The sequence below is a fragment of the Nonomuraea sp. NPDC051941 genome (assembly GCF_044593615.1).
In genome coordinates this window covers 783,863-807,974 of record NZ_JBIUCF010000001.1, presented here as the reverse complement: position 1 = coordinate 807,974, position 24,112 = coordinate 783,863, and the positions used below count along the sequence as shown (strand labels likewise).

The following is a 24,112-nucleotide window of genomic DNA, read 5'->3' as shown; positions in this document are numbered from 1 at the left end:
GAGGCGCCCGTTCATCAGGGGCGCCTCCCGGGGTTTTTCAGCGGAAACGGTCCGTCGCGGCGACCACCTCCGCCACCATGTCCCTCCCGCCGTGTCCCTCGCCGCAGACCACGAGCTCGCTGCCCGGCCAGCTCTTGTGGAGCTCCCAAGCGGTCTCGAGCGGCCCGCTCACGTCGAGCCTGCCGTGGACCAGCACCCCCGGGATCCCCTTCAGCAGGTGAGCCTGCTCCACCAGGTCGCCCTTCTCCGGCAGGAAGCAGTCATTGCCCCAGTAGTGGGTCACCAGCCGCGCGAACGTCATCCGGAAGACGGGATCCTGGAAGCGCGGGTTCGGCTGGTACTGCGGGTCGAGGCTCACGTGGGTGTCCTCCCAGTCGCACCAGTCGCGGGCGGCCTTCTCGCAGGTGCTCGGGTCGGCCAGGAGCCTGGCGTAGGCCGCGGCCAGGTTCCCGTCACGGTCCTGTTCCGGCACTGCGTCGCGGAAGCGCTCCCACTCCTGGGGGAAGACCCGTCCCACGTCCCGGGTGATCCACTCGATCTCCTTGCGGCGGCTCGCGGTGACCGCCATCAGGATCACCTCGCTCACCCGTTCCGGGTGCCGCTGCGCGTAGGCCAGGCTCAGGGTCGAGCCCCACGAGGCCCCGACCAGCTGCCACTTCTCGATGCCCAGGTGCGCCCGCAGGAGCTCCATGTCGGCGATGAGGTGCTGAGTGGTGTTGACCGACAGGTCGGTCTCCGGCAGCCCGGCGTTCGGCGTGCTGCGCCCGCACCCCCGCTGGTGGAACAGGACGATCCGGTACGCCTCGGGGTCGTGGAAGCGCCGCCAGTTGGCCGAGAACTCGCCCCCGGGACCGCCGTGCACGATCAACACCGGCTTGCCCGCCGGGTTTCCGCTCACCTCCCAGTAGACCTGGTTGCGGTCGCCCACGTCGAGCATGCCCTGGTCGTACGCTTCGATCGGAGAATACATAGGCGTCAAGGTAACGCCCGCCGGGCTTGGGGACGGCGCCGTGACCGTCCTCAAGGCGCTTCGTAGCGCAGGTTGAGCACGCCGGTCTCGAACGTCTCGGACGTGACCAGCTTCAGCGCGTGGGTCGGGCCGTCCTCGAACAGCCGCTGCCCATGGCCGACGGCGATCGGGTGGACGAGCAGGTTGAGCTCGTCGAGCAGCCCGTTGGCCAGCAGCCACCGCACGGTCGTCGCGGAGCCGGACATCTGGATGTCGCCGTCGATCCGCTCCTTGAGCTCGCGCAGCCTGGCGGCGACGTCACCGTTGACGACGGTGGTGTTCTCCCAGTCCGCCTTCTCCATGGTGCTCGACACGACGTACTTGGGAAGGGCGTTGAAGGTCGCGGCGATCTCCTTGTCGGCCTCCGCCGACGTCCAGTACGCGGACCACTCGTCGTACAGCTTGCGGCCCATCAGCATCGCCGCCGCGCTCTGCATGCCCGCCTCGACGACGGCGCCCATCTCGTCGTTCCAGTACGGGAAGTGCCACTGGTCGGGCGACTCGACCACGCCGTCGAGGGAGATGAAGAAGCTCGAAATGATCTTAGCCATGGTTCCGTTCCTTGCGTCTTGGAGGAGTTCGCCCCGTTCGGCGTGCTCAGAGCATAGGCAGCGAGGAACGCGCACATCTTGTACAGAAGCGACAGCGCCTCCGCCGGATCCCCACTGGCACCATGGATCCCGTGACCATCGAGCTTGTGAAGCACTACACGAAGGCGACCTCCGAGAGCACACGCCTCACGAGATCGCCGCACGGCATGTTGGAGTACCGGCGTACCCAAGAGCTGCTGAGACGCACGTTGACGCGGCCGCCGGCGCGCATCCTCGACGTCGGCGGCGGCACGGGGATACACGCGCAGTGGCTGGCCGCGGACGGCTACGACGTGCACCTGGTCGATCCGGTGCCCGCTCACGTCGAAGCCGCGGCCGCCCTGCCCGGCGTCACCGCGGAGCTGGGCGACGCCCGTGAGCTCCGTGCCCCGGATCAGAGCGCGGACGTCGTCCTGCTGTTCGGCCCGCTCTACCACTTGACCGAAGCGGCCGACCGCTCCCAGGCGCTCGCCGAAGCCCGGCGGGTGCTGCGTCCGGGAGGCCTCGTGGTGGCCGCCGCCATCAGCCGCTACCTGTCGCTCCTGGAGACCGGCACGACAGGACGGCTCACCACGGAGATGGCGCCCGCGGTGAGGAATGTCATCGCCACCGGGGACTACGACGGGCACGTGGGCTTCATGCCCACCCATTTCCATACCGCGGACGAGCTGAGAGCCGAACTGGAGAGCACGGGGCTGATGGACGTGCACGTGTACGGAGTCGAAGGGCCTGCCTGGCCTGCTCTGGACGTCGCCGGGGAACACGAATTCGATCAGCTTGTGGACGCGGCGCTCCAGTGCGCCCGCGTCGCCGAGCAGGACCCTCTGATGATCAACGTCAGTGCCCACCTTCTCGCCGTGGCCGCCGATCGCCGAGCAGCCGCCGCAGCGGCAGCGACGTCGAATACAGGTAGCCGATGATCCGCTCCGCCGTCCACGACCGCTCGAATTCATGGCGATCACCACACCGCCGTCGTCCTCCACCATGCCGGCCAGCGCCTCCAGCACCCGCTCCCGATCCATCCGGTGGAACGAGCGCCCCATGGTCACCAGCCGGAACCGCCCCAGCCCACCCGGCAGGTCCGCCGACCCGAAAGCGCGGATCAGATCGTCGAAGACAACTCTCGGATAATCCGGACGAAACCGTGCATAGAACCGACCCGTCCCAGCGAACAGCCCCTGCGGGATCATCCGAAGTTGTTGGTCTGTTCGTTGTGGTCACCGATCTGCACGCCCTTCCCCTCCTGGATGTGCACCACGGCCCCGGAGCCGGGCGACGTCCGCGCCTCGCGCTCACCGTTCCCGGGTGCCTGCCGCTGCCTGATCCAGCCGGTGACGGCGAGCGTGAGGGCGGCCAGCTCGCAGAACGCGGCGATCACCCCGGCCGGTCCCGCCGCCTTGTCCATCCCGGCCACCGCGACGTACGCGCCCAGCCCCGCCGCGACGACCGCCCCGGCCGCCACGGCGGTCCACATCAGCACCCGCCACTTCATATCTCGCATCATTCGCCCGGACCATGATCGATGCCTATACGGGGCTGGTTGTTAAGACCTTTCCGATACGTGGTGGCCAGGGTTATCGCCTTGACGGCGGGCGGCGCGCGAGAGAAATGTGGAGCAGGCCAGGGGGGCGAGTCGGCGTGGGCGCGTACAGGGGACATTCCAGGAGACCGGCGGCACGCTCGGAGGAGCGGGCCCAGCCGGCGGCTCGGTCGCTGTCCGCGCAGGCCCGGCCGGACCCGGCGCCACTCGGCGTGTCGGCGCACGAGCAGGCGGCACGACGCCTCGAGGAGCGGCGCAAGCAGATCGCCGCGGAGCTCGACCGGCTCACGGCGGCCGTGCGCGGGCTGGAGGAACGCGCGCCGTCGCCGAGCCGGTCCGCTCGGGCGCGGAAGTTCCTGACCGAGATCAAGAGCCTGGAGGCGGAGCTGCGGCGGCAGCCCGCGCGGCACCCGTTGGCGGCCGTCCTCCTGCGGGAGGACACGCCTTCGGCGAAGGCGTCGCGCCTGAGAAGACGGGTGGAGACGGTCATCGCCCAGGTGCCGGGCTCTCGGCCGGAGCGTGAGGGGCAGCCGGTACGAGGCGAGACCACGCTACCGAAGGGCGCCGAGTCACCGGCCTCAGTGGAGACCAAGCTACCGAAAGGCCCCGAATCGCCGGCCGCGGCGGAGACCGAGCCACCGGAGGGCGCCGCGTCGCCGGCCGCGGCGGAGAACGTGCTGACCGTCGGGCGGCAGTCCGCGGACGGCGTCACCGTCAAGGAGACCTTGCTGGGCGGGCGGACCCGCAGGGTGGACATCAGCGGCTCCTGCGGCGTGGTGGTCGGTTCGGGCAACCGGCAGCACAACCACTTCCACTACCAGCTCGCCGACCGCCCGGTCTCCCTGGCGGAGGTCCTCACCGCGACACCCGCCCACGAACGCGCCCTGGCCAACCTCGTCGAGAACCCCGCCAGCGCCCGCGCCAACCGTGCCATGCGCTCCCTCCTCGGCAAGGAGGCGGCCAGGGTCATGGCCCGCGACGACGCCGTCACCGCGAGGTCGGTGCCGAAGCGCGTCCGCCTGTCGGGCGTCCTCGGTCCCGGCGGCGAGATCGTGGTACGCGGCTCCGCGGGCGTCGTGGTCGGCCGGGGCAACGTCCAGAACAACCACTTCCACTACCGCCTCGAACGCCCCGACGCGCTGCTCGCACGAGCCCTGGCCGAGAACGAGGGCGCCATGCGGGCGATCGGCCAGATGTACCGAGACCCCGCGGGCCGGATGACCGACCGGGACCTGGGCGCGATGTTGACGCGGCTCGTCACGGCGAAGAGGCCGGCGGCCGACGTCGTCCAGGGCCACGGCGGTCGGACCGAGCGCGTACCGGACGGCCGCGGCGTCATGATCGGCTCGGACAACGTCCGGATCGACGAGGTCCACTCCCCCGGCCGTTCCGGATGGCGCGTGATCCTCAGGAGCGCGGCCGATCAGAACGTCCCGGCCAAGGCCGTCACCAGGCCGTCGGTCGACAGCGAATCGGGGCAGACGCGCCACTCGTCCTCGTCGCGCAACCTGAGCAGGGACAGGTGGTAGCCGTCGCGTAACACGCCGACCGCGAGCTGCGCCCGCTGTACGCCGAAGCTCTTGCCGCGCCGCCGTCTGCCGAGGCGGGTCACGACGGTCACCTCGGTCACCAGCACGCATCCGTGCACGTCGTCCGGCCAGGTCACCTTGGCCAGCTCCGTCCCGAGATTGCCCGGGCCGAGCGGGGTGAGGGGGATGGCCAGGAGGGCGTCCGGCGGCACCTCCGCCAGCGGGTCCAGGGGGTAGGCGACCCCGAGGTAGGTGTCGCGGTCGGTCAGGGCGTACATGCGGTGCGCCCCGTCCCATCCCTCACCGGCGGCGTCGCACCCGGCCGCGATCACCGCGGCCGTCAACGCGTCGCGACCAGCCACGAAGGCATCATCCCCCTCGGGGGACGAGAGGGAAAGCGCGGCCCGTTTCGAGCACCACGCCCGCCGCCTACCGGCGCTCCTTCGGCCGCCGTGATCACCATAAGGGGCCGGTGGGCAGCCCCTGATCCGCGCGATGGAGGAGCGGGCTCGGCAGGTCAGCGCAAGGTGGCGGTGAAGGTGCGGCCGTGGGAGTGGCGGGTCGTCGCCTGGACGAGGGTGCCGCCCGGCACGCGCCGTACCGTCACCCCCTCGTCGGCCGCCTCCAGCCTGAGGGGCGCGCCGGTCAGGACGACGGTGACGCGGTCGCGTTTCATCGTGGGGTCCGACAGGGCGACGACCGTGCGCTCGCCGGACTTGACGATGACCGAGGCGGGGCCGTCGACGATCAGGTGCCCGGCGTGGCGGGGGCCATCGGAGAAGACGTTGGCGGCGACGATCCCGAGCGCCTTGTGCCTGACGGCCTGCACGTGCCGGTCGTTGGCCAGGACGGTCAGCGGGCCGTCCGCATAGCGGCGCAGGCGGGCCTCGGTCGCGTTCGGGACCAGGGTGTAGGCGAGGGCGGGGACGTCGCCGGTGGCGGGGTGGGCGATCGAGGCGGTGAAGACGTTCTTGGTCACGCCGGTGTCGGGGTTGGACGTACGCACGACTCGGCGGCTGCGGGTCACCGTCTCCAGCCCGGCCGCGACGGTCTGCCGGGTGAGGAAGGCGTACCCGATCGCGGTGGCGCGGGTGCCGTTGGCGTAGCGCAGCCAGCGCGGCGGCGTGGTGTCGCCCGGCTGCCAGGCGCGGCCGCCCCAGCTCTCGCCGGTGAGCGCGACCGCGTCGCCCGGGGCGGCGATGCGGCTGTCCACGGTGGTCACCGCGGCCCGGCCGCCCTCACCGGAGACGCCCGCGGCCAGCACCACGATCTCGTCGTCGAGCATGAACCAGGACTTGGTCGCGCGGGCGTTGCGGTAGGCGACGAAGTCGTCGGGCAGGATGCCCGCCTGTTTGGCGGTGTAGGCGGCGTCGTCGGACTGGACCATCCCGGCCGCGCCGTACGCGCCGAGCGTCGCGCCGCCGGAGAAGACGTTCCCGGCCTTGGGGAAGTACACGTAGGTGTTCTGGGACTCCGAGGAGGAGGTGAAGTTCAGCGGGTGGCCCGGGTTCTCGTACCAGAGCCGGCCGTACAGCTCGGGCACCGTCCGCCGCTCCTCCACCGGCGCGGTGATCCCGGCCAGCCGGTACGGCGAGACGGCCGTGTAGTAGTCGACGCCGAACACCTCGCGCTGGTCCTCCCCCGCGAGGTAGAGGTAGTACGCGCCGTCACCCTGGAACCAGGGCATGAGATTCTCGCCGCTCATGTACTCGTATTTGCTGATCCGCTCGGAGCTGCGCGCCAGGGCGAAGGCGTAGCCGGGCCGTCGGTGGACGGTCCTGTCCATGGAGTTGAACGCCACGCAGCGCGCGGACGGATTGAGGTCGGCGGCCGGGATGGCGGAGTCGGCGCGGATGGCCGCGTACCGGGCGACGCTGACCGGGGAGACGAAGGCGGCCGTGTCGGCGGCAGGCAGGAACCTGACGTACTTCTTCAGCGCGAGGGCCTCGGCGCCCTCGACGTGGTCGGCCAGGTCGGCGACGGCCTCCACGACCACCCCGACGTCGGCGTAGCCGGTGGTGGTGCGCGAGGCCGCCCGCCCCTTGACGATCTCCATCATCCAGCCTTCGAAGATCAGCGGGGCGAAGCCGTCGGCGACCCAGCGGTACACCACGCCGGCCAGGTCCTCGGAGGTGCCGCCGCTCGTGGCGTCCTCCAGGGTCTTGAGGGTCTGGACGACGCGGGTGAGCAGGGCTTTCCCGTAGGAGCCGGTGTAGGCGACCGAGTGGTGCTGGATGAAGGAGCCGTCGCGGTAGTAGCCGTCGGTGTTGCCGTGCTGGAGGTTGTACGGGTCGATCGTGGCGAAGACGGTGGCCTGGTCGGAGATGGCCTTGCCGACGCGGGCGTCGTCGCCGGTGAGCGCGCCCTGCACGATCCGGTTGGCGGTGATGTCGGCCAGGTTCGCCCCGGTGTGGAAGCGCGAGTCGAGATCGACGTCGCCGTTCTTGCCGTTGCGCAGGTAGGCGTCCATCGAGGCGATGTACGTCGCCGTCAGGTCGGGCCGGTCCTCCCGTACGCGGTCGGCCAGCAGGGCCAGGGTCCTGCTCACGTGAGTGGAGATGCCGATCTCCCAGTTGTGCCAGTTGCCGTAGTAGCCCGCCGACTGGTCGCCGTAGTAGCGCTCGTGCAACCACTGCAGACCGTCGAGGACCCGCCGCTGGACGGCGGTGTCACCGTCGAGCTGCCCGGCCGGTGTGCGGGTCGCGAGCGCGATCTCGAACAGGTACTGGTACGCCAGCCGCAGGTTGACGTCGTCGGTGCCGAGCCTCAGTCCGGAGAACAGCTCCCCGGTGCCCGCCTGGTCCATGGCGGTCAGCCGCTGCCGGGCGGTCGCGGTGATCGACGCGAGCTTGCCGGCGACCTCGGGCCGGGCGTTGACCTCCGGGGTGCCCGCGAAGATCGCCACGGTGTTGGCGAGCAGCCGCGCGTGGTCGATCCCCGCGGCGGCGCGTACGGGGCCGGCCGCGGCGAGCAGACCGGCGGCGGGGAGCAGGGAGAGAACCTGGCGGCGGGACATGTGCGGCACGGCGAGCTCCAGGCCGTTGGGGGGATATGCCGGGCTCACCATACATGATCCCTTTCGCCGGGCCAGGGAGGCGAAATCCATGCTCCCAGCCCGGCGGCACGTCAGGGCTGAGCGACACCGAGGTTGACCGGCAGCGACAGCGGGCCGATCGTGAAGAACGACGGGGAGTACGGGATGTCGTCGGGGTCGATCGCGAGGCTGAGCCCCGGCAGCCGCCGGTACAGCGTGGCGAGCGCCAGCCGGCTCTCCAGCCGGGCCAGGGGCGCCCCGATGCAGTAGCGCGGGCCGTGGCCGAAGCCGAGGTTCCCGGTCTGCTCGCGGGTGATGTCGAACGCGTTCGCGCTCTCCCCGTACTCCACCGGATCGACGCCGCTCGCCTGGTAGACCACGCCCACGGCCTGACCCTTGGGGATGTGCACCCCGGCGACGGTCACGTCCTCCGCCGTGAAACGGAAGCTGGTCATCATCACCGAGTGGCGGTAGCGCACGGTCTCCTCGACCACGTCGGCCCACCGCTCCCCCGCCTTGGCCAGCGCGAGCTGATCGGGATTCCGGGCCAGCGCCACGATGGCGTACCCGAGCAGGTGGACGGTGGTCTCGTGGCCGGCGACGAGCATGATCCACAGGACGCCGACCAGTTCGTCGGTGGTGAGCTTGTCGCCCTCGTCGCGCGCCTGGACCAGGCCGGAGGTGAGGTCGTCGCCCGGCTCCCGCTGCTTGCGCTCCACCAGTTCGTGCAGGAAGGCCTGGAGGTCGTTCTGCGTCGCGAACGCCACCTCCGGCGGGGTGGTGTGGGCGAGCAGCGTGGAGGTCCAGTTCCGCAGGCGGAGCCGGTCCTCGGCGGGGATGCCGAACAACTCGCAGATCACCCACATCGGCAGCGCCTCGGTGAAGGCGGGCACCAGGTCGACGCCGTCGCCGGCGGCCACCACCTCGTCGAGCAGCTCATCGATGATCTGCTGGATCCGCGGCTCCAGGGCCTGCACCCGGGACGGCGTGAACGCGCTGCTGATCAGACCGCGCAGGCGCCTGTGGTCGTCGCCGTCCATGGTGGACAGGTGACCGCCCTGGATGATGGCGCGCAGCGGCCAGTCCTCGGGGATCGATCCGTCGTGCAGGGCGGGCCAGTGCCGGGGATCCCTGAGGAAGGTCCTGTTGTCGCCGGCGAGGATCTCCCGTACGGCCTTGTGGGTCAGGGCCAGGTAGGCGGGCACACCCCCTGGGAACTCCACCTCGACCACGGGAGCGATCTCCCGGAACCGGATGCAGGTGTCGAGCGGGTTCTCGTCCACGGCGGGGAACGAGGGGAGGTTCGTTGTCATTTGCCGCTCTTAGGGAGTAAGTCGGTAAGTGACCAGCCGTCCCATCAAATATCCGCAGTGATCAAGAAACAACAGGGGCCGGTGTTCAGTGACGTGATGGTTACCTTGCGTTCGACCGTGCTGGTCGGGGGTTCAGAACGACGGGTTCTCGGCCGCCCGGCGGGCGCGGGTGAGGGGATGGTCTGCGCCCGAGGCCCGCTCGCGGATCGGGAGCAGGACGGCGGCGGACGGGTCTCCCGCGCGGCCGGTGAAGTCGGCGTGCGACTCTGCCCCAGGCGCGTTCGAAGAGCGGGATCAGGTCCGCGAGGCGGTCGCGCCTCCCGTTGATCACCCGCCTCGCCGATCCAGTTGGCGAGGTCCCGGGAGGCGGCCAGGGTCGCCGTATCGACATTGGCGGTGGTGCTGTGCGGCGGCTCGAGCGCCCGGATCGACTCCGGACGAAAAATGAATGAGCGAATTCGTACGATCGGCGTGCAGTTCAGTCTGGACGAGTTCAGCAATGACCCGGATGGCGCAATTCACCGGCAGCGGTCCCGGATATTGATGGACATCGAGGCGGCCGGAGAGGCGGTCATCGAATTGGCCGCCGCCCAGATCGACGAGAACGGCCGGCTCATCAGCTGGTCCAGATGGCGGGCCGGGCAGCAGCAAATGCTCCACTGGGACGCGTCGTCGAGGCGAATCAACAGATTGCCGCTGCCCGCCTCGCCGAACGTCACGGCCGTTCTGGCGGACGCCTTCGGCCCGACGGGCGATCCCGTGGAGCACGGTTATCGAAAGGTCGATGACCACTCCTACGAAATCGAAGAAGGGCTCGGCGTCTTTCGTCTCAGCTTTCCCGACGACCTCGACCGGCGTACTTTCGAGGCCGTCGACCCGGTCGACGGGCAGGTGAAGAGCCGCATCGGCGCGATCCGGCTCGGGGATGGCCCGGTGATCACGCCGGAGGTCCTGGAGATGATGGCCGCGGTCCCCACCGACGCCCGTACCAAATTTCTCCGCCCCGGAGGCGGCTGAGGTCAGGCGGGTGGGGTCAGGCCGAGGGACGTGATCAGGTCGATCATCTCGTCGCGGTAGATCGCGGCCGGATCGCTCGTGAGCGTGCGCAGGTGGCCGTAGATCTCCAACGCGACCAGGCCGTGCATGCGGCCCCACACCCGTAGCGTGAGCGCCACCGCGTCCGGCGGCAGGTCCGGGAACGTGGCCCGGATGTCCGCCGCCAGGCCGGGGTCGAAGTCGGACCAGGTGTAGGAGCCCGGGCCCGGGCCGGTCCAGGCCGCCGCGACCAGGCCCGTGAGCCCCCGGCATGCCCGGTGCTCGGCCTCGTTCGCCGGGCTGTCCTCCGGGGGCTGGTAGCCGGGGACCGGGTCGCCGTAGATGAGACGGAAGCCCTGCGGGTTGGCCAGGGCCCACTCGCGTACGGTCTGCGCCCAGGCCAGGACGCGGCCGCCCGGGTCGGCGGCGGGAACGGCGTCGCGGGCGGACTCCGCCCTGTCCACCAGGGCCGTGTAGAGGTCGGCGATGAGCGTGGTGACCAGGTCGTCGCGGGTGGCGAAATAGCTGTAGATCGCACCGGCCGTCATGCCCATGTCGCGGGCGATGGCGCGCAGCGAGATGGCGTCGGGGCCGCCGGCCGCCATGAGCTTGAGCGCGATCTCCTTGATCTCCGCCGTGGTCTCCGCGCGCAGCCGCTCGCGCCTGGTCATCGTCGTCTGATCACCCACGCTTGACAGTCTACAGCGTTGGGCTACTGTTCCCCGTGTATGAATTGAACGGCGTGTAGAAAGTTCGCGCCGTGTAAAGAGAGGGGATTCCGAGTGACGCTTGCCACCTCTCGTGCGCCGACCGACGTGGGCCGTTCCGGGCCCAGGCTGGCGCTGCTGGCGTTCACCCAGCTCATCGTGGCTCTCGACTACAACATCGTTTACGTGGCGCTGCCCGACATCGGGACGGCGCTGGGCTTCAGCGCGCGATCCGTGCAGTGGGTGGTGAGCGCGTACGCCATCGGACTCGGCGGGCTGCTGCTCGGCGGCCGGGCCGTGGACAAGCTCGGCGCCCGGCGCACGTTCATGCTCGGACTGGCGCTGTACGGCGTGGCCTCCCTGGCCGGCGGGCTGGCCCCCGGCTCCGGCGTGCTGATCGCCGCCCGCGCCGTCCAGGGCGTCGGCGGGGCGCTGCTCACCCCGGCCACGCTCGCGCTGATCTACCGGGGGTTCGAGGAGGGGCCCGCGCGCAACCGGGCGCTGGGTTCCTGGGGCATGGCCGGCAGCGCCGGGCTGGCCGCCGGGTCGCTGCTGGGCGGCGTGCTCACCAGCGCCCTGGGCTGGGAGTGGGTGTTCTTCGTGAACGTCCCCCTGGCCGGCGGCGCCGTCCTCGCCGCACCCCGGCTGCTCCCCTCCGACGGCCGTCCCGCGTCCGGACTGCGCGGGTTCGACGTGCCGGGCGCGCTGCTGGCGACGGCGGGGTCGACGCTGGTGGTGTTCGGCCTGGCGAGCGGGCCGGAGGCCGGATGGGGGTCGCTGCGCGGCGCCGGGTCGCTGGTCGCGGGCCTGGCGCTGCTGGGGCTGCTGGTCCTGGTCGAGGCGCGTGGCCGGGATCCGCTGATCCCGCTGCGGCTGGTCCGGCGGCGCGGCCCGGCCACCACGATGGTGGTGATCGCCGTGTTCCAGGGCACGCTGGGCGGCGCCTACTACGTGCTCACCACGTACCTGCAGCCGGTCCTCGGCTACAGCGCCCTGGAGGCGGGGCTGACGTTCCTGCCGCTCACCCTCGTCTGCATGGCCGCCGCGCTGAAGGCCGCCCCGGTGATGCTCGGCAGGTGGGGGATCCGCACGACGCTCAGCGTCGGCATGCTCGGCGCCGCAGCCGGGATCGCCCTGCTGACCGCGGGCATGCCCGCGGGCGGCGGCTTCTGGACGCTGATGCCGGGCAGCCTCGTCTGGGGATTCTTCGGCGGCGTGGCCTTCGTCGCCCTGTTCGCGGCGGCCGGCGCCGGGGTGGCACCGGAGGCGCAGGGCGTCGCGTCGGGCCTGGCCAGCACCGCCAAGGAGGTCGGCGGCGCGATGGGGCTGGCCGTCTTCGTCGCCGTCGCCACCGCCTCCTCCGATCTGCTGGGCGGGCTGCACGCGGCCGGCTGGGCCGCCGCGGCCGCCACCGCCCTGGGCGGCCTCGCCGCCCTGGCACTCGAACCGAACCGAACCACGGAAGGAATCACGTCATGATCGACGACCTCATCGGCAGGTACCTGGACGTCTGGAACGAGCGCGACGCCGCCGCCCGGGACCTCCTGATCAAGACCGTGCTCACCGACGACTCCGTCTACTCCGACCCCGACTACGCCGGGCTGCGCGGGCACGCGGAGCTGTCCGAGGCGATCGGCCGGGCCCAGGAGAACTTCGGCGACCTGGTGTTCACCCTCGGCACGCTGGTCGGCGCCCATCACGACACGGCGCTGTTCACCTGGCGGCTCGGCGCGCCGGGCTCGGAGACGCCGGTGGCCACCGGCTACGACGTCGTGGAGTTCGCGGGCGACCGCATCAGCCGCGTGGTCGGTTTCTTCGTATGAGCCTCCTTGTCAGGCTGGATTGACAGCAGCGCGCCTGTCAGTCTAGCTTGACAAGCATGCGAACTCTCACACCTGCGGGCCCCGCCCCCACTGCGGGGCCCGGCGACCCGACGCCCAGGCGGCTGCTGCTGTGCGGGGTGGTCGCCGGGCCGCTGTTCGTCGTCGCGTTCCTCGTCGAGGGCGCCCTCCGCGCCCACTACGACCCGCTGCGCCACCCGGTCAGCTCGCTCGCACTCGGGCCGGGCGGCTGGATGCAGGCGGTCAACTTCGTCGTGGCCGGCCTCCTGACGCTGGCCTTCGCCGCCGGGCTGCGGCGGGCGCTCCACAAGGTCTGGGGCCCGGCCCTGGTGGGGGTCTGGGGCGCCGGCCTGATCGGCGCCGGGGTGTTCACCACCGACCCGGTGAGCGGCTACCCGCAGGGCACCCCCGACCTGCTGACCCAGCACGGCAGCACGCACGCGGCGCTGCACGACTACCTCTCGCTGGCGGGATTCGCAGCGCTGATCGCGGCCTGCCTGGTCTTCGCGGTCGGGTTCGCGCGGGACCGGAAGCTCGGGTGGGCGGCGTACTCGGCCGCCAGCGGGGCCGGGTTCACGATCGCGATGGCGCTGGCCACGATCGCCTTCAGCCAGAACCCGGCGCTGGTCGCCCACGGCGGGCTCTTCCAGCGCGTGGCGGTGACCATCGGCTGGGCCTGGCTGACCCTGCTGGCGCTCCGGCTGCTCAGGCGGCCACCCGCCGGGCCGCGAACACCAGCAGGACGACCGCGGCGACCGTCATGATCACATTGCTGGTCAGGTCGGCCGCCGGGCTCGCGGGCACGATCACCTTCCACGGGAACGAGTGCCACGCGTACGTGAGCATGGCCCCCGCCGCGAGCGCCAGCCGGTGCGCGTCCGACCAGCCGGACCCGTGCGACCAGCGTCTCACCAGGACGCCGACCCCGGCGAACAACGCCAGATAGAGCAGCACGCTCAGCCACGCCGGGACCGGCAGCCCGGCCAGCCAGGGCGACAGGCCCGTGGGGTCGCACGCGTAGAGGAGCACGAACAACGCGCCGGCCACCAGGGCGAACACGAACACCACCCACGGGCTCGGCGCCCGCCCCGCGACGGAGGGGGCGGCGCGGCGCAGGCGCAGGCCGAGCACGATGGGCGCGACGACCAGCACACCGGCGCCGGCGTACTGGATCGGGGTGGCGAACCAGCCGCCGAGCGCGCCCGTGACGAAGGCTCCGAGGCCGAAGTAGATCGCGAAGAACACCGCCACGGCCCAGAAGCCGCGCTTCTTCAGCCACGGCTCGGTGCGGCGCGGACCGGCCAGCGTCTCCATGACCGCGATCGGGACGCTGATGCTCCAGATGGTGTGCACCCCCACCATGAGCATCAACCAGGGCACCCCGGTCCCCAGCGCGGGAACGTAGCCGTAGTCGAGGATGCGCACGCCGTACCAGGCCTGGTTCCACAACGTCTGGGTGAGGAACGCCTCCTCGAACATCCCGTACGCCAGCCCGAACGCCAGCATGGCCGGCCAGCCGCGCCCGGTCCGCCGGACCGCCTCGCGGATGAGCAGGGCGCCGGTCCCGTAGAGGGGAACGGTGCCGACCAGCACCCCGACATTGGTGATCGCCATGTTCCCCATCAGGAACTCGGCGGTCAGCGGCGCCAGGAAGAACAGCCCGATCGCGGGCGCCACGCGAGCGAGTAAGGGCATCTGATGAGTCGTTGTCACGACCTCCAGATAACACCACTTCGAGTAAAGTTACAACTGATGTAAATATATTCGTGATGTAATCACCCGCCGGGCTCACGTGCTTGACGACGGCCGTGGCCCGGCGGATCTTTGCAGGTAGGAGGTCGCCCATGACCGAGAACGAGCTGCTGTCCGAGCGGGTGGCCGGCGGGATCCTGCCGCGGGTGCTGACCACCTTCGACATGGTGGCGATCTTCGTATCGATCGTCCTGTTCATCACGAACGCCGCCGTCATCCAGTCCGCGGGCCCGGCCGCGTTCGGATGGTGGATCATCGCGTTCGCGCTGTTCCTCGTCCCGTGCGCGATCGTCACGGGCCAGCTCGGCGCCATGTTCCCCGGCGAGGGCTCCATCTACCTCTGGACGACCAAGGCGTTCGGGCCGTTCTGGGGGTTCTTCGCCGGGTTCTGCGCCTGGTGGCCGGGCGTGCTGGTGATGGTGGCGACCGGGACGCTGACGATCTCGTTCCTCGGCTACGTCTTCCCCGCGCTCGGGGAGCTGTCCGTGGCGGCACAGGGCGGGCTGATCGTGGCGATCCTGCTGCTCGCGGCCGTGCTGGCGGTTCTGCGCTTCCGGCTGACGCAGAACGTGGTGAACGTCGTCTTCCTGGCGTACGGGCTGGCGATCCTGCTGATGTTCGCGGCCGGGATCGCGCACCTGGCCCAGGGGCACCCGGCGGCCACGAACCCGTGGGACTTCGCGGCCTGGAGCCCGTCGGCCGAGCACGGACTCAACTTCGCGAGCTGGAGCTTCTTCGGCCTGGCCGTGCTGGCGCTGCTGGGCGTCGAGGTGCCGCTGAACATGGGGGTGGAGATCAGGCAGGAGCGGGCCGTGACCCGGTACCTGCTGTGGGGGTCGCTGGCCGTCATGGTCGCCTACCTGGTCGCCACCTGGGGCGTGATGGTGTCGGTGCCCGCCGGGGAGGCGGCGAACATCACCGCCGTGGCCGAGGCCGTGGGGATCGGGCTGGGCGACTGGGCGGGCAAGCTGGTCGCGCTCGTGCTGGCGGCCATGTTCTTCATCATCACCGTCGTCTACAACTACTCCTTCGCCCGGCTGATCTTCGTGTCCGGGCTGGACCGCCGGCTGCCGAAGGCGGTCAGCCACGTCAACGCGCAGAAGGTGCCGGACGTGGCGGTCTGGATCCAGACCGTGCTGGCCGGGGTCTTCACGGTGGCGGCGTTCGTGGTGGTGCCCTTCGCCTCGGCGAACACCGCCACTGGGCCCGCCGACGCGCAGACCGAGGTCTACAACGTCCTGCAGGCCGCGGTCACCGTGATCTGGTGCCTGTCGATCGTGGTGCTGTTCGTGGACGTGCTGATCATCCTGCGGCGCTACCGCGAGCAGTTCGAGGCGCGGCGGCTGGCCTCGCCCGCGGTGTTCTGGGTGGCCTCCGTCGTGGGGGCGCTGGCCTCGCTCGTGGGCGTGGTGGCCACGCTCTCCGGGTCGTGGACGCCGCTGATCTCCAACGACGCGGGCAAGGTCACGCTGTTCGGCGCCGAGATCGCGTACGGGATGTGGTTCTGGCTGGTCGGCGGGATCGCGCTGGCATCGCTGCTGGTGGGCGCCCTGCTGTACCTGGTCGGGCGCCGGGTGCCCGCCTGAGGCCGGGCGGCACGGCGAAGGGCCCGGCCTCCTGGGAGGCCGGGCCCTCGGGGTGCAGGCGCCTTCGGAGGGGAGGGGTGAGGCGCCTTCAGGGGGAACGTCAGTGCTGGGTCGCCTTCTCCGCGCCGACGCCGGTGAGGGAGCGGACCTCCATCTCGGCGTACTTCGCCGCGTTGTACTCCTTGCTGAGGATCGTGCCGAGCCACCCGCACAGGAAGCCGATCGGGATCGACAGGATGCCGGGGTTGCTCAGCGGGAACCAGTGGAAGTCCACGCCGACGATCAGCGCGGTCGGCTTGACGCCGGCCGGGGGCGGCGGCGCCGAGACCACCGGCGAGAAGATGACCAGGATCAGGGCCGAGATCAGGCCGCCGTAGATGGCCGAGACCGCGCCCGTCGTGTTGAACCGCTTCCAGAACAGGCTGTAGAGGATCGCGGGCAGGTTGGCCGAGGCCGCGACGGCGAAGGCCAGGGCGACCAGGAAGGCCACGTTCTGGCCCTGGGCCAGGATGCCCAGGCCGATCGCGATGGCGCCGATGACCAGGGCGGAGATGCGCGCCACCACGACCTCCTGGCGCTCGCTGGCCTGGCCGCGCTTGAAGACGTGCGCGTACAGGTCGTGCGAGAAGCTGGAGGAGGAGGCCAGCGTGAGGCCCGCCACGACGGCGAGGATCGTGGCGAAGGCGACGGCGCCGATGAGCGCCAGCAGGATCGTGCCGCCGACCGAGCCGAAGATCTCCTGGCCGATGCGTTCGGCCAGCATCGGCGCGGCCGTGTTGCCCGCCGCGTCACCGGCGACGATCGCGGTCTTGCCCACCAGGGCCGCGGCGCCGAAGCCGAGGACGAGGGTCAGCAGGTAGAACACGCCGATGATGCCGATGCCCCACAGGACCGACTTGCGGGCGTCCTTGGCGGTGGGGACGGTGTAGAAGCGGATGAGGATGTGCGGCAGGCCCGCGGTGCCGAGCACCAGCGCCAGGCCAAGGCTGATGAGGTCGATCTTGCCGGCCAGCCCCTGGGCCTCGGTGCCGTACTTCAGCCCGGGGATCAGGAAGTTGCCCGGGTTCGCCTTCGGGCCGCTGGTGGTGGCGGCCTGGCCGAGCAGGGCCGACAGGTTGAAGCCGAACTTGCCCAGCACCAGCACCGTCACCAGCGCGGCGCCGCTCATCAGCAGCACGGCCTTGACGATCTGCACCCAGGTGGTGCCCTTCATGCCGCCGAAGACCACGTAGACGATCATCAGCGCGCCCACGCCGACGATGGTCCACGCCTTGCCCGCCGGGGAGGTGATGCCGAGCAGCAGGCCGACCAGCGCGCCCGCGCCGACCATCTGGGCCAGCAGGTAGAAGATGCTGACCACGATGGTGGACACGCCCGCCGCCGTGCGCACGGGACGCGGGCTCATCCGGAAGGCCAGCACGTCGGCCATGGTGAACTTGCCCGAGTTCCGCATCAGCTCGGCGACCAGCAGCAGCGCGACCAGCCACGCCACCAGGAACCCGATCGAGTACAGGAACCCGTCGTAGCCGGACAGCGCGATGATGCCGGCGATGCCGAGGAAGGAGGCGGCCGACATGTAGTCGCCGCCGATGGCCAGCCCGTTCTGCACGCCGGTGAACGACCGCCCGCCGGCGTAGTAGTCGGCGGCCGTCTTGGTCTGCCGGCTCGCCCAGAACGTGATCCCCAGCGTGGCGGCGACGAAGGTGAGGAAGAGGATCATCCCCAGGGTGTGGGAGCTCACTTGGTCTTCTCCTCAACCTCGTGGCGGAGCTTGTCGGCGATCGGGTCGAGCTTCTTCTCGGCGTGCCTGGCGTACGCCCACGCGATGAGGAACGTGGAGACGAACTGGAGCAAACCGAAGACGAGGCCGACGTTGATCTCACCGAGCAGCTTGATCCCCATGAAGCCGCGCGCCCATCCGGACAGCACCACGTAGAGCAGGTACCACGCGAGGAACGCCACGGTCATCGGGAACGTCCAGGCGCGGAATCGCCGTTTCAGGTCCTGGAATTCACTGCTCTCCTGAACTTCCTCATAGACCGATGCGTCATGTTCTTTAGTAGTCACGAGACCTCCACTGTGATGCGGATCACGCCCAACGTAAGAGCGCAACCTACCCGTCGTGGAGGCCCCTGGTGACGTTGTTCGACGAGTCGCTGGGGTCCGGCGATTAGTTGGGGATGGCTTGCGGTGAAAGGTCTGTTACGTGCGACGAGCGGTTGATCGCTCGTTTCATCGGGGCGCTTCCACGGAGAGCGCGAACAGGTGGAGCTGGGGCCGGGTGAGCGCGGGCAGGGTGAGCGAGCGCAGCTCCCTGGCCGGGTCGAGCGCCGCCTGCACCTCGAACAGCCCGACCCGCAGCGAGTTGGCGCCCGTGCGACCGTGGCGGTGGGTGCAGCGGATCACCTCGGAGGCCCCCGCCCCGGGCTGGCCGCCCCAGTCGGGCAGGACGAACGGCACCTGGGCGGTGGTGCCGTCGGCGTACGCGGCGGTCAGCGTGGAGGTGACGGCCCCGGAACTGGCCGCGCCCAGCAGCCGGACCTTGGCGTACTTCCCGGACGGCACGGTGATCGTCTGTCCCTGGCCGGCGACGTTGTTCCCGGCCCCGTCCCCGTACGCGGGGAAGACGAAGCTCAGGCCCTCGTGGACGAGCGGCCCGGCGGGCGGCAGCTCCTCAGCCGGATAGGTGTAGCCGGACCCGTCAAAGTCGCCGTCCGTCATCGCCTCGTGCGTGGAGACGCCGTCGTTGCCGAAGTACGGCGACAGGTCCACCGGCGTGGTGGGCCCGGGAGGCGTGATCGGCGGCAGCCCCCAGGCGTCCCCCGGCTTGCTCACCGGCACAGGTCCGATGACCGGGTCGGGCCGCGCGCCCGTGTGGACGAGCACCTCGCTCCCCTTGCCCAGGGCGATCTCCACGACGCCCTCCCCCAGGTCCTTCACCCGAGCGGGACGGCCGTCGGACAGCACGGCGGTGACCGGCCCGTCGAGCCCGTGCCTGAGCCTGAGCGGCGCCCCCGCCACGCTCCTGACGCGGATGAACGAGGTGCGGCCGCTCTTGCGCACGGCCGAGACCAGGAACGCGCCCTGCGTCCGGAAGTCGTGGATCGTGACGTCCGCCCACGAGGCGGGCACGGCCGGGAAGACGCGGACGATCCCGCCCCAGCTCTGGCAGAGCATGTCGTGGAGGGACTGGGCGGCCGACAGCGGCGTCTCGATGACCGGCCCGGCCTCGGCGTAGTGGGTGTTGGCCGTGCACGGGTAGCGGGCGGCCGGGTCGAAGAACCGGTCCAGATAGGACAGCGCGGTGTCGCCCCGGCCCATCATGGCGTAGAGCGAGGCCGCGCCGGTGTAGCTGTAGCCGCGGTGCGCGCCCGTCAGCGACTGCCAGTGGGCGACCGACTTCTCGATCAGCTCGCGCTGCTCCGGCTGGTCCCAGTTGACCAGGTAGAGGGGGTAGATCATGAGGAGGTGGGAGTAGTGGCGGTGCGACTGCGCGTACGGCGTGCTCGCGCCGATCATGAAGCCGTCGGCGTCGGCCGGGTGGTCCACGAGCGTGTCCAGCACCTCCCGCCACTTCGCCGCGAGCGGGTCGGCGATCCCGAGCCGCTCGGCCGACTCGATCAGGGTCCGGCAGCCCCACCTGATCAGCGCCAGGTCGTAGTTGGTGTCCTGGGGCGGGGTGACCGGGTATTCCGGTGAGAGTGTGCTGGGCAGGTGCAACCTGCCGTCCGCGCCGGCGGCCAGGAAGTGCAGGTAGTAGTTGATCGCCCGCCGCAGCAGCGGGAAGACCGTGTCACGCAGCAGCTTGTCGTCCATGGTGTGCCGGTAGGTCAGCCACACGTTGTGCAGCGCCCACGTGAGGTCGCCCACCTCGGCGCCCGTGCCGGGCGTGCCGACGCTCCGGTTGCAGAACATGTCGGAGCTGCGTCCCAGCCCGGCCGAGTCGGCGCGGTAGGCGGCGGGCACGTTGGCGACGAGCTGGTCGCGGTTGCGGTCGAGCGTGCTGGTGAGCGAGTCGAGCTCCAGGTGGTTGGAGCCGTGGATGAGCCAGTACTCGAGCTGCACGTTGAGGTTCCACCACACCGCCGGCCACGGGGTGGACTCCAGCCAGGGGCCGGTGGTGGCCATGACCGGCCCGCCCGTCCGGCCGGCGGAGGCGACCTTGTAGAGCTGGATCCAGTAGAAGCTCTGCAGCCGCTGGTCAGGCAGGGAGACGAAGCTCTTGCCGTAGAAGTCGTGCCACCAGTTACGGTGCCGCTTCCGCGTGATCCCGTACGGCGGCGCGTTGCGGATCCTGGCGAGCGCGCTCTCCTGGGCCTCGGTCGCGGACGGGAAGCTGTGGCCCACGGCGACCAGGAGCGCCCCGTCCTTGACGCGGTAGGCGGTGGCGGTCTGGCCGCCGCCGGTGAGCGGCTGGAGCACCTGCTCGACGTCGCCCGCGGTCGCGGTGGTCCAGGGCGGGTTGGGCGTGTAGCCGCTGGGCGGGGCCTCGGAGACGGATCGGGGGCTGACGGCGTCCTCGGGGTGGAAGGTCCAGCGGACCTGCTCCTCGCCGCCGGCCTCCGCCTTGGCGACGAGGACTTCGTCGTGGATGAACGCGGAGAAGGACAGCTTGCCCTTGTCCGTGGTGACGGTGCCGGTGACCTCGGCGTCCCACAGGCTGAGCCGCAGGTCGACGGCCGTGATCGTGCCGACCGGGTCGAGGGTGACGTGGCCGACGGGCAGGCGGCAGGTGCCCCAGCCGCTGCCGAACTGGGGCCGGTGGTCCTGGACGCGGCCGTGCTGGACGGTGAAGCGGATCTTGTTCTGGCCGGGCTCCTGGTAGACCATGCTGCCCAGCAGGCCGTCGCCGAGGAACGGGCCCTCCGACCAGGTCCTGGGCATCCTGCCCCAGAGCAGGTCCTGGCCCTTCATGAACTCGGCCCAGGGCACGCGCTGCCGGAGCTGCCAGCCCCGGGCCGCCCCGGTGGGCTCAGTGGGCTCAGCGGGCTCGGCGGGCTCGGTTTCCGCGAGCGCCGGGGCGGCGGGGACGAGGGCGAGACCTAAGCCGCCGAGCACGGCACGGCGGGTCGGGTCGTGAGAGGGGGGTGTCATGCGGGACCTCACAGACGAGACATCGGGTCTTTCGCCTGTATGACACGCAGGATGACCTTAGTCAAGGGCGGTCAACCGAAATTCATCGGATGCATCACCCCTTAACGGCGCCTGCGGTGAGCCCTTCGACGATGTAGCGGCGGATGGCGGCGAACAGCACGAGGGTCGGCAGCACCGAGATCACGGTGGCCGCGGCCATGGAACCCCAGTCGATGTCGTACTGGGTGATGAAGGAGTTCATGGCGACCGGGATGGTCTTGGCGTCCTCGCTGTCGATGAACGTGATCGCCAGGAACAGCTCGTTCCAGCACTGCACGAACGCGAAGATGAACGTGGCCGCGATGCCCGGCAGCATGACCGGGATGACCACCCGCACCATGGCCACCAGCCGCGAGGCGCCGTCCACCTGCGCGGCCTCCTCCAGCGCGACCGGCACCCGCTCATAGAAGCCGCGCATGATGATCGTGGCGAACGGCACCAGCATGGCCACGTACACCAGCATCAGCCCGGCGAGCCGGTTGAGCAGGTCGAGGTCGGACATCAGCAGGTAGAGCGGGCCGAGCGCGATGAACAGCGGGATCATCTGCGTGACCAGGAACGCCAGCATCAGCGCGCCCCGGCCGGGGAAGGCGAAGCGGGCGAGCGTGTAGCCGCCCAGCACGCCGATCGCGGTCACCACACCGGCCGCGACGAGCGAGACGAGCAGGCTGTTCAGCAGGTACGCGCCGAAGTCCGCGAACGAGAACAGCTCCTCGTAGTGCTCGAACGTCAGGTTGCCCGGCCAGTACCTGAGCGGCATCGAGAAGATCTCGGACTTGGGCTTGAGCGAGGTGACGACGATCCAGTAGAGGGGGAAGAGGGTGATCAGCAGCCAGGCGCCCAGCACGACGACCTTGGCCGCGTTGCCGACATGCTTCATCGTGACTTCTCGAATCTCGTCGCGTTCAGGTAGAAGACGCTGAAGGACAGCAGCAGGCCCAGGATGAGCAGGCCCACCGCGCCCGCCCGGCCGTAGTCGCCGCCGATGACCTGCTGGATGAGGAAGGTCGTGATGATGTCGGTGCCGCTGGCCGGGCCGCCGCCGGTCATCGAGTAGATGAGGTCGGGGAAGTTGAGGATCCAGATGATCCGCAGCAGCACGATGAGAGCGAGCGTGGGCCGGATGTGCGGCAGCGTCACGTGCCAGAACTGCCGCAGCCGCGACGCGCCGTCCACGGCCGCCGCCTCGTACAGCTCCTTCGGCACCGACTGCAGGGCGGCCATGATCATGATGGCGAAGAACGTGACGCCGTACCAGATGTTCGCCACGATCACCGAGGTCATCGCCCACCCGGGGGTGGCCAGGAAGCCGATGCGCTGGTCGATGAGGCCGGTCTTGAGCAGCAGGTCGTTGATCACGCCGAACTGCCCGTTGAACATCCACCGCCACAGCAGCCCGATCAGGAACCCCGACATGGCCCAGGGGAAGAACACCCACGCCTGGTAGAAGCCCCGGCCGCGGAAGTGCCGGCGCAGCAGCAGCGCCAGCCCGAAGCCGAGGAAGAACTGGAAGAACAGCGAGACGACCACCCACGTACCGGTGTTCCGCAGCGCCGTCCAGAACCGGTCCTCGGCCAGGACGGCCCGGAAGTTCTCCAGGCCGACGAAGGGCGTCGAGGTGATGTCGAACAGGTTGTAGCGCTGGAAGGCGATGACCGTACCGCGGATCATCGGGTAGTACGTGAACAGGGTCACGAAGACCACGCCGGGCAGCAGGCACAGAGTGATGAACCTGGCCCGGCGGGCGGTGAAGAGCCTCATGAGACCTTCTTGGCCTGGTCCGTCCAGAAGGCGTCCCACGACTTGAGCACCTCGGCCGTGGTCTTCTTGCCGGTGATCAGGGCCTGGACGTCACGGTCGGAGTCGACGAGGAACTGGCTCCAGCCCGGGTAGTCGACGGGCCTGATCGTGATCACCTGCTTGGGGTCCTGCTGGGCCTGCAGGTACGCCTTCCACGCGCCCTGCGAGAACTGCGGGTCGCTCTGGGCCTGCTTGGAGATCGGGATGAGCGAGTTTCCCTTGGCGAAGGCGATGCTCTGCTCGGCCTCCGACAGGAACTGGACCAGCTTGACCGCCTCCTTCGGGTGCGTGGTGAAGGAGGTGGCGCCCCATCCGGCGTAGCCGACGGGCTGGAAGGCGTATCCGGACGGGCCCTTGGGGATGGGGGCCGTCGACCAGGCCGTCATGCCGCTCTCCTGGACGGTCTTGATCACTTCGGGGTCCTGGATGAGCATGCCGGTGACGCCCGAGGTGAACCCCTGGACCATCTCCGGGTAGCCCCAGGAGACGGAGTCGGGCGGCGACGCCTCCTTGAAGATCTTCACGTAGAGGTCCATGGCCTGGGCGGCCTCGGGGGTGGAGAAGATCGTCCGCTTGTCCTTGAGATAGAACGATTTTTCGGGATTCAGGGCTTCGCCGTTGTACGCGCTGACCATCATGACCGCGTAGTCGGCCCCGCCCTTGCCGCCCCGGAACGAGTAGCCGAACCGGTCGCCCGAGGTCATCTTCTTGCCGGCCTCGTAGAGCTCCTGCCAGGTGGCCGGCGGCTGCGTCATGCCCCGGTCCGTACGGTAGAAGATCGTGCGCTCGTAGAAGCCGTACGGGATCAGGTACGCCTTGCCGCCGACCTCGACGGCCTTCTTCTGGGCCAGCTCGGTAAGGTCCGACCAGCCGGGCCACTCCGTGGTGGGCAGCTCGGCCAGCCAGCCGTTGTTGGAGAAGGACTTGGCCGTGTGGTCGCGTACTTCCAGCACGTCCAGGTCCTTCTTCGTCTGCAGGATCTGGGTGATCTTCTGGTCGGCGCTGTCGAGCGGCGGCGAGATCAGCTCCACCTTGATGCCCGGATTGGCCTTCTCGAAGTCCTTCAGCAGCGTTTTGATGAGCTTCGTGCGTTCGGGACTGGTCAGGCTCTCGATCATGCGGAGCCGTACCTCGCCGGGGGACGACGAGCCGGAGCCGCAGCCCGCGAGCAAGAGCGTGGCGGCGACCGCGGCCGCCAGGAGGGGGGTTCTCATGCTGAGCCTCCAGCTTCAGACAGCGCTGT

The 24,112-nt window shown here is 70.1% G+C and carries 21 protein-coding genes; 7 read left to right on the top strand and 14 right to left on the bottom strand.

What is annotated here, in order from left to right; genetic code table 11:
• Positions 1 to 37 precede the first annotated feature (37 nt).
• Positions 38 to 970 carry a prolyl aminopeptidase gene (pip, locus tag ACIHFD_RS03665; protein WP_397365404.1) on the bottom strand — a complete coding sequence of 311 codons (933 nt, stop codon included), beginning with the start codon at positions 968 to 970 and terminating at the stop codon, positions 38 to 40.
• Positions 971 to 1,020: 50 nt separating this feature from the next.
• Positions 1,021 to 1,560, bottom strand: a complete 540-nt coding sequence (locus ACIHFD_RS03660) for a dihydrofolate reductase family protein (protein ID WP_397365403.1) — start codon at positions 1,558 to 1,560, stop codon at positions 1,021 to 1,023.
• 131 nt (positions 1,561 to 1,691) lie between these two features.
• On the opposite strand from ACIHFD_RS03660, the gene ACIHFD_RS03655 reads away from it, so the two are divergent.
• The gene (locus ACIHFD_RS03655; RefSeq protein WP_397365402.1) at positions 1,692 to 2,519 is read left to right on the top strand and encodes a class I SAM-dependent methyltransferase; all 828 of its coding nucleotides are present in this window, start codon (positions 1,692 to 1,694) and stop codon (positions 2,517 to 2,519) included.
• 266 nt (positions 2,520 to 2,785) lie between these two features.
• On the opposite strand, the gene ACIHFD_RS03650 is transcribed toward ACIHFD_RS03655, so the two are convergent.
• Complete coding sequence (locus ACIHFD_RS03650) at positions 2,786 to 3,091, bottom strand: hypothetical protein (protein WP_355194997.1); 306 nt, start codon at positions 3,089 to 3,091, stop codon at positions 2,786 to 2,788.
• Positions 3,092 to 3,237: 146 nt separating this feature from the next.
• Here ACIHFD_RS03650 and ACIHFD_RS03645 point away from each other — a divergent pair, with 146 nt between their 5' ends.
• Positions 3,238 to 4,668, top strand: coding sequence for a hypothetical protein (locus ACIHFD_RS03645; protein ID WP_397365401.1), 1,431 nt, complete (start codon positions 3,238 to 3,240; stop codon positions 4,666 to 4,668).
• On the opposite strand, the gene ACIHFD_RS03640 is transcribed toward ACIHFD_RS03645, so the two are convergent.
• The 3 genes from ACIHFD_RS03640 to ACIHFD_RS03630 form a co-directional block, all read right to left on the bottom strand.
• On the bottom strand, positions 4,563 to 5,030 hold the full coding sequence (locus tag ACIHFD_RS03640) for a hypothetical protein (protein WP_397365400.1): 468 nt from the start codon (positions 5,028 to 5,030) through the stop codon (positions 4,563 to 4,565). The two genes, ACIHFD_RS03645 and ACIHFD_RS03640, sit on opposite strands and share 106 nt — an antisense overlap.
• Before the next feature lie 155 nt (positions 5,031 to 5,185).
• On the bottom strand, positions 5,186 to 7,735 hold the full coding sequence (locus ACIHFD_RS03635; RefSeq protein WP_397365399.1) for a polysaccharide lyase family 8 super-sandwich domain-containing protein: 2,550 nt from the start codon (positions 7,733 to 7,735) through the stop codon (positions 5,186 to 5,188).
• A 59-nt stretch (positions 7,736 to 7,794) separates the two neighbouring features.
• A complete protein-coding gene (locus ACIHFD_RS03630; RefSeq protein WP_350722173.1) occupies positions 7,795 to 9,015 on the bottom strand; it encodes a cytochrome P450 in 1,221 nt (406 codons plus the stop codon).
• 390 nt (positions 9,016 to 9,405) lie between these two features.
• Between ACIHFD_RS03630 and ACIHFD_RS03625 the strand changes: the two genes are divergently transcribed.
• Entirely contained in the window at positions 9,406 to 10,032 is a 627-nt protein-coding gene (locus ACIHFD_RS03625) for a hypothetical protein (protein WP_397365398.1), read from the top strand.
• A gap of 2 nt (positions 10,033 to 10,034) precedes the next feature.
• Here the strand turns inward: ACIHFD_RS03625 and ACIHFD_RS03620 are convergent, their stop codons facing one another.
• Positions 10,035 to 10,739, bottom strand: a complete 705-nt coding sequence (locus tag ACIHFD_RS03620; protein WP_397365397.1) for a TetR/AcrR family transcriptional regulator — start codon at positions 10,737 to 10,739, stop codon at positions 10,035 to 10,037.
• A gap of 93 nt (positions 10,740 to 10,832) precedes the next feature.
• On the opposite strand from ACIHFD_RS03620, the gene ACIHFD_RS03615 reads away from it, so the two are divergent.
• From ACIHFD_RS03615 to ACIHFD_RS03605, 3 genes are read left to right on the top strand one after another with little or no spacing between them, the layout of a single operon-like run.
• Positions 10,833 to 12,236, top strand: a complete 1,404-nt coding sequence (locus ACIHFD_RS03615) for an MFS transporter (protein WP_397365396.1) — start codon at positions 10,833 to 10,835, stop codon at positions 12,234 to 12,236.
• Positions 12,233 to 12,580 (top strand): nuclear transport factor 2 family protein, encoded by a 348-nt coding sequence (locus ACIHFD_RS03610; protein WP_397365395.1) that lies wholly within the window; start codon positions 12,233 to 12,235, stop codon positions 12,578 to 12,580. The genes ACIHFD_RS03615 and ACIHFD_RS03610 overlap by 4 nt, the downstream gene beginning before the upstream one ends.
• 56 nt (positions 12,581 to 12,636) lie before the next feature.
• The gene (locus ACIHFD_RS03605) at positions 12,637 to 13,362 is read left to right on the top strand and encodes a DUF998 domain-containing protein (RefSeq protein ID WP_397365394.1); all 726 of its coding nucleotides are present in this window, start codon (positions 12,637 to 12,639) and stop codon (positions 13,360 to 13,362) included.
• On the opposite strand, the gene ACIHFD_RS03600 is transcribed toward ACIHFD_RS03605, so the two are convergent.
• On the bottom strand, positions 13,304 to 14,293 hold the full coding sequence (locus ACIHFD_RS03600) for a hypothetical protein (protein WP_397365393.1): 990 nt from the start codon (positions 14,291 to 14,293) through the stop codon (positions 13,304 to 13,306). The two genes, ACIHFD_RS03605 and ACIHFD_RS03600, sit on opposite strands and share 59 nt — an antisense overlap.
• 149 nt (positions 14,294 to 14,442) lie before the next feature.
• Here ACIHFD_RS03600 and ACIHFD_RS03595 point away from each other — a divergent pair, with 149 nt between their 5' ends.
• Positions 14,443 to 15,936, top strand: coding sequence for an APC family permease (locus ACIHFD_RS03595; protein WP_397365392.1), 1,494 nt, complete (start codon positions 14,443 to 14,445; stop codon positions 15,934 to 15,936).
• A 100-nt stretch (positions 15,937 to 16,036) separates the two neighbouring features.
• Here the strand turns inward: ACIHFD_RS03595 and ACIHFD_RS03590 are convergent, their stop codons facing one another.
• From ACIHFD_RS03590 to ACIHFD_RS03565, 6 genes are all read right to left on the bottom strand, one after another.
• Positions 16,037 to 17,656, bottom strand: coding sequence for a cation acetate symporter (locus tag ACIHFD_RS03590; protein ID WP_397365474.1), 1,620 nt, complete (start codon positions 17,654 to 17,656; stop codon positions 16,037 to 16,039).
• Between the two features lie 17 nt (positions 17,657 to 17,673).
• A complete protein-coding gene (locus tag ACIHFD_RS03585; protein WP_350722185.1) occupies positions 17,674 to 18,003 on the bottom strand; it encodes a DUF485 domain-containing protein in 330 nt (109 codons plus the stop codon).
• 165 nt (positions 18,004 to 18,168) lie between these two features.
• Positions 18,169 to 21,030 (bottom strand): glycosyl hydrolase family 95 catalytic domain-containing protein, encoded by a 2,862-nt coding sequence (locus ACIHFD_RS03580; protein WP_397365391.1) that lies wholly within the window; start codon positions 21,028 to 21,030, stop codon positions 18,169 to 18,171.
• A gap of 94 nt (positions 21,031 to 21,124) precedes the next feature.
• On the bottom strand, positions 21,125 to 21,949 hold the full coding sequence (locus ACIHFD_RS03575) for a carbohydrate ABC transporter permease (RefSeq protein ID WP_397365390.1): 825 nt from the start codon (positions 21,947 to 21,949) through the stop codon (positions 21,125 to 21,127).
• Entirely contained in the window at positions 21,946 to 22,830 is an 885-nt protein-coding gene (locus ACIHFD_RS03570) for a carbohydrate ABC transporter permease (RefSeq protein ID WP_397365389.1), read from the bottom strand. The genes ACIHFD_RS03575 and ACIHFD_RS03570 overlap by 4 nt, the downstream gene beginning before the upstream one ends.
• Positions 22,827 to 24,083, bottom strand: coding sequence for an ABC transporter substrate-binding protein (locus ACIHFD_RS03565; protein WP_397365388.1), 1,257 nt, complete (start codon positions 24,081 to 24,083; stop codon positions 22,827 to 22,829). The genes ACIHFD_RS03570 and ACIHFD_RS03565 overlap by 4 nt, the downstream gene beginning before the upstream one ends.
• Positions 24,084 to 24,112: the final 29 nt, after the last annotated feature.

Coding starts and splice junctions, on each gene's coding strand:
- pip (WP_397365404.1), bottom strand. CDS start 970: ATGTATTCTCCGATCGAAGCGTACGACCAGGGCATGCTCGACGTGGGC.
- ACIHFD_RS03660 (WP_397365403.1), bottom strand. CDS start 1,560: ATGGCTAAGATCATTTCGAGCTTCTTCATCTCCCTCGACGGCGTGGTC.
- ACIHFD_RS03650 (WP_355194997.1), bottom strand. CDS start 3,091: ATGAAGTGGCGGGTGCTGATGTGGACCGCCGTGGCGGCCGGGGCGGTC.
- ACIHFD_RS03635 (WP_397365399.1), bottom strand. CDS start 7,735: ATGGTGAGCCCGGCATATCCCCCCAACGGCCTGGAGCTCGCCGTGCCG.
- ACIHFD_RS03630 (WP_350722173.1), bottom strand. CDS start 9,015: ATGACAACGAACCTCCCCTCGTTCCCCGCCGTGGACGAGAACCCGCTC.
- ACIHFD_RS03610 (WP_397365395.1), top strand. CDS start 12,233: ATGATCGACGACCTCATCGGCAGGTACCTGGACGTCTGGAACGAGCGC.
- ACIHFD_RS03605 (WP_397365394.1), top strand. CDS start 12,637: ATGCGAACTCTCACACCTGCGGGCCCCGCCCCCACTGCGGGGCCCGGC.
- ACIHFD_RS03600 (WP_397365393.1), bottom strand. CDS start 14,293: ATGCCCTTACTCGCTCGCGTGGCGCCCGCGATCGGGCTGTTCTTCCTG.
- ACIHFD_RS03595 (WP_397365392.1), top strand. CDS start 14,443: ATGACCGAGAACGAGCTGCTGTCCGAGCGGGTGGCCGGCGGGATCCTG.
- ACIHFD_RS03590 (WP_397365474.1), bottom strand. CDS start 17,656: ATGATCCTCTTCCTCACCTTCGTCGCCGCCACGCTGGGGATCACGTTC.
- ACIHFD_RS03580 (WP_397365391.1), bottom strand. CDS start 21,030: ATGACACCCCCCTCTCACGACCCGACCCGCCGTGCCGTGCTCGGCGGC.
- ACIHFD_RS03575 (WP_397365390.1), bottom strand. CDS start 21,949: ATGAAGCATGTCGGCAACGCGGCCAAGGTCGTCGTGCTGGGCGCCTGG.
- ACIHFD_RS03570 (WP_397365389.1), bottom strand. CDS start 22,830: ATGAGGCTCTTCACCGCCCGCCGGGCCAGGTTCATCACTCTGTGCCTG.
- ACIHFD_RS03565 (WP_397365388.1), bottom strand. CDS start 24,083: ATGAGAACCCCCCTCCTGGCGGCCGCGGTCGCCGCCACGCTCTTGCTC.